The organism is Methylobacterium sp. D48H, from assembly GCF_053345715.1.
In genome coordinates, this window is record NZ_JBKFAP010000238.1 from 1 (window position 1) to 255 (window position 255).

Annotated in this window: 1 protein-coding gene; it reads left to right on the forward strand. The window is 69.4% G+C overall.

Annotated features, from left to right (window positions below; translation table 11 throughout):
• On the forward strand, positions 1–255 hold a 255-nt coding region (locus ACLBX8_RS32295), incomplete at both ends, for an EF-Tu/IF-2/RF-3 family GTPase (protein ID WP_447716484.1).

Genomic DNA, 255 nt, shown 5'->3' on the forward strand with positions numbered 1-255 from the left:
TCCCGCAGCCGGAGCGTCCGATCGACATGCCGTTCCTGATGCCGATCGAGGACGTGTTCTCGATCTCGGGCCGCGGCACGGTGGTGACGGGTCGCGTCGAGCGCGGCATCGTGAAGGTGGGCGAGGAGGTCGAGATCGTCGGCATCCGGGCGACCACCAAGACGACGGTGACGGGCGTGGAGATGTTCCGCAAGCTGCTCGACCAGGGGCAGGCGGGCGACAACGTCGGCGTGCTGCTGCGCGGCACGAAGCGCG